Annotated in this window: 3 protein-coding genes; 1 reads left to right on the plus strand and 2 read right to left on the minus strand. The window is 68.8% G+C overall.

What is annotated here, in order from left to right; genetic code table 11:
- Nucleotides 1-897 (plus strand): PucR family transcriptional regulator (locus HKK72_RS37560; protein ID WP_187239150.1); only part of this gene is annotated, 897 nt, incomplete at its 5' end.
- Here the strand turns inward: HKK72_RS37560 and HKK72_RS37565 are convergent.
- Together HKK72_RS37565 and HKK72_RS37570 are read right to left on the minus strand one after the other, a co-directional pair.
- On the minus strand, nt 898-2,577 hold the full coding sequence (locus tag HKK72_RS37565; protein WP_187239151.1) for a hydantoinase B/oxoprolinase family protein: 1,680 nt from the start codon (nt 2,575-2,577) through the stop codon (nt 898-900).
- Nucleotides 2,574-3,513, minus strand: a 940-nt coding sequence (locus HKK72_RS37570) for a hydantoinase/oxoprolinase family protein (protein WP_315987642.1), incomplete at its 5' end; no start/stop codon positions are given. The genes HKK72_RS37570 and HKK72_RS37565, both read right to left, overlap by 4 nt.

Raw genomic sequence — 3,513 nt, forward strand, 5'->3', positions numbered from 1 at the left:
GGCGGCCACGTCGGCACGCTGCTGCGGCTTGCGCGGCTGCCATTGCTCGCCGCCTGGGCGCAGGCCCGCATGGACACCTCGACACAGGTCGCGCAGGAGCGAGCGGCGTTCCAGCTGTTGCGGCGGTCGGGCGGCGAACCGGCCACCGACCGGGCCATGCCGGTTCAGTACGACGAAGCCGAGAGCGCGTCGTGGAGCAGTGAGCTCGGTTGGCGGGTCGAGGGGGTCAACAGGGCGGTTTGGATCGCGCCGGTACAGGACCCGGGCAGCGAGCCCCCGCCCGAGTTCACGCAGTTGCTGCGGGCGACCTGGCAGCGGCACCTTCCTGATTGGCCCATCGTCGCCGACGACGACGGCTGGATCTCGTGGCAGAACTCGGCCGATGTCGACAACGGCACGGCGATGCGGCGCGGCATCACCGCGATGACGCCGACCGCGCGGACGCATGCGCTCGTGCTGGGCGTGGGGGGTGCGCATGCCGGTATCCCGGGCCTGATGCGATCGGTCGTCGAGGCGCGCCTGGCCGCCTACGTCGCCCGCGAGGGCGGCGCCGGATCGGTGACCTGGTTCGATCAGGTGGGTGCCCAGGCGGCGCTGGCCTGGTTGCCGGTCGGCAAGATCGCGCAGGTGGCGGACTTCTGCCTCTCCGACCTGATGGCGGCACGCGACCGCTCGGCGCTGGTCGAGACGGTCCTGGCCGTTCTCGACTGCGGCGGCTCGCTGAGCCAGGCCTCGGCGCGGCTCGGCGTGCACCGCAACACGGTGCTCTCGCGGGTGGCCCGGGCGAAGGAGCTCGGCCTGGTCTTCGACGATCCAGGCCGGCGCCTCGCCCTGCATGTGCTCTGCTACGCGCTCGGCACCCTGTGGCGGGCACCTGGGGCCGAGCGCTCGCAGTGACTACTCGTCGCCGATGCCGTAGCGGGTCAGCGCCGCTTCCTTCGTGATGTTGCCGTCCAGTACGTCGGCCCGCACGTTCGCCACGCCGCGTTCGACCGGGTCGCCGTATCCGCCACCGCCGCCGGTGGCGCACCGCACCACATCGCCCTTCTTCAGCCTGGTGCCGTTGACCTTCAACATTCGCCGTTCGTCCGGTCGCCCGGGGTTGATGATCACCTCGGGTCCGGTGGCGTCCTCGCCTCCGAACAGGCCCCAGGCCGGCTGCCGCGAGCGCTCGAACCAGAGCGACAGGGAACAGTCGCACTGCGCCTCGTACTCGCGGACGACGCCGTTTCCGCCGCGCCACCTGCCCGAGCCCCCGGAGTCGGGCCGAATGCTGTACTCGTTGATGCGCCACGGGTAGCGGGTCTCGAACACCTCGATCGGGATGTCCTTCAGCGAACCGTTGACATTGTTGATCAACGCGCTCTCACCGTCGGATCCCTGCCACCCTCCCCAGCCGCCGACCGTGGCCTCGAGGCTCACGAACTCGCGGTCGAAGCGCGGGTCCGTGCCCGAGGTGAGCACGATCATCGAGTCGCCGTGGCTGGCACCGGCCACCCGGTCGGGCATCGCCGGAGCCAGAGCGCGCGCCACCATGTCGATGAGCAGGCCCAGGTGCGAGAAGTACCACTGGCACGCAGCCGGTGAGCGTGCACCGAGCACCGAGCCCTCGCGGACCTGAGTGGTCATCGTGCGGAACGACCCGCCGTTGCCCGGCAGATCGGGGCTCACCAGCAGTTTGTAGCCCACCCGCAGCGCCGACACGGCCTGCGAGACACCGCAGTTCACCGGACCGACCGTCTGGTCGGCCGACTCCGTCACGTCGAAGTCGATGTCGTCACCGTCGACGGTGATCTTCAGCCGGATGGGCACCGTGGTGTCGAGATCGATGCCGTCGTTGTCCAGCACGCCCTCAGCCGCGTAGACGCCGTCGGGTATCTCCCCGATCGTCTGCCTCTCCAGGACCTCGGTCTGGCGGAAGATCTCGTCACGCGCCAGTTGGAGCGTCTCCAGCCCGAACCGCTCGACCAGCTCCTGAAGACGCTTCTCACCCATCGTGATGCAGGCGATCATCGCGTGCATGTCGCCGGTCGTCGGGTACGGAAAGCGCACGTTGGTGGTGATGGTGTCCATGATCGACCGCTGGTCGGTGCCCCCCGCCACGAGCTTCTGCGGGCCGAGCCGCAGACCCTCCTGGAAGATCGTCACCGAGTCCATGGAGCCGCCCGGGTCCTTCGAACCGACATCGATCCAGTGCGCGCGGGACGCGGTGAAGCCGACGAGCGTGTCGCCCACGAAGACCGGGCCGAAGATCGTCACGTCGTTCAGGTGCGTACCACCGAGATAACTGTCGTTCAGGATCCAGACGTCCCCCGGCTGCCACACCTCGCGACCGAACATCTCCTCGGTCGCCTTGGTACAGGTCTCGAGGTTTCCCAGGAAGATCGGCAGACCGGCTGACTGGCCCAGCACCTGGTGCTCCGCGTCGAGCAGCGCGACGACACAGTCGCCGCACTCGTAGATGATCGGGGTGTACGCCGACCGGATGAGGGTGGCGTTCATGTCGTCGGCGGCCGAGTTCAGCGCGTTGCGGATGATCTCGACGGTGACCGGATCTATCCCGACCGCGGTTGTCATGCCTGCTCCTTCATACGAATGATCAAAGATCCGATCTCGTCGACCGACATCTCGTACCCGGGCGGCACCACGGTGGTGGCGGTGTCCTCGACGATGACGGCGGGACCGTCGAAACGGTGACCGGTGAACAGGTCGTCGCGCCGGACGACCACCGTGTCGCGTTCCGCGCCACCGAACACGACCTGCCGCACCTCGTGCGGGAACTCCGGGGAGTCGGCCCGCGGCCATTTCTGCGGCTCCGGCCGGCCGAGATTGCCGAACGCGGTGCTGCGCAGCGTGACGAACTCGATCGGGGCGCCGAGGTTGGCGTGCCCGTACCTGCTCTTGTGCATCTGCGCGAACCGCTCGGCGATCACTGACAGGAAGTCCGGCGTCGACGGCTCTTCCGCGTCCGTCAGCGGGACCGTCAGGGTGTACTCCTGCGCGGCATAGCGGATGTCGACCGCGTGCGCGGCGGTCCGGTGCTCAGGTTGCACGCCCTCATCGGCCAGGGTCGCCAGGCCGTGCTTCTCCAGACCGCTCAGCACCGCCGACATGTCCTCGCCGTCGAGGTCGGCGTCCAGGTAGAAGTACGGTTCGGTGAAGTCCTTGCGGATCCGGGTCTGGAGCATTCCCCACGCGGAGAACGCGCCGGGAAAGCGAGGCACGATCGTTTCCGCGATGCCGAGTTCCTGGGCCAGGAACACGGCGTGCATCGGGCCCGCGCCGCCGAACGCGACCAGGCTCGACTCGCGTGGCTCGATGCCACGCGAGACCGTGATCGTCCGGATCGCCTGGGCCATCTTGGAGTTGGCGACGTCGCAGATCCCCTCGGCCATCGCGATGACGTCGAGGCCGAACTCGCCGGCGAGTTCACCCACGGCCGCGGCCGCCGCGCCGGTATCGAGAGTCATCTGACCTCCGGCGAAGCCGCCCGGGTCGATTCGCCCGAGTACC

It is taken from the genome of Actinomadura sp. HBU206391, assembly GCF_014323665.1.
GTDB lineage: Bacteria > Actinomycetota > Actinomycetes > Streptosporangiales > Streptosporangiaceae > Actinomadura_C.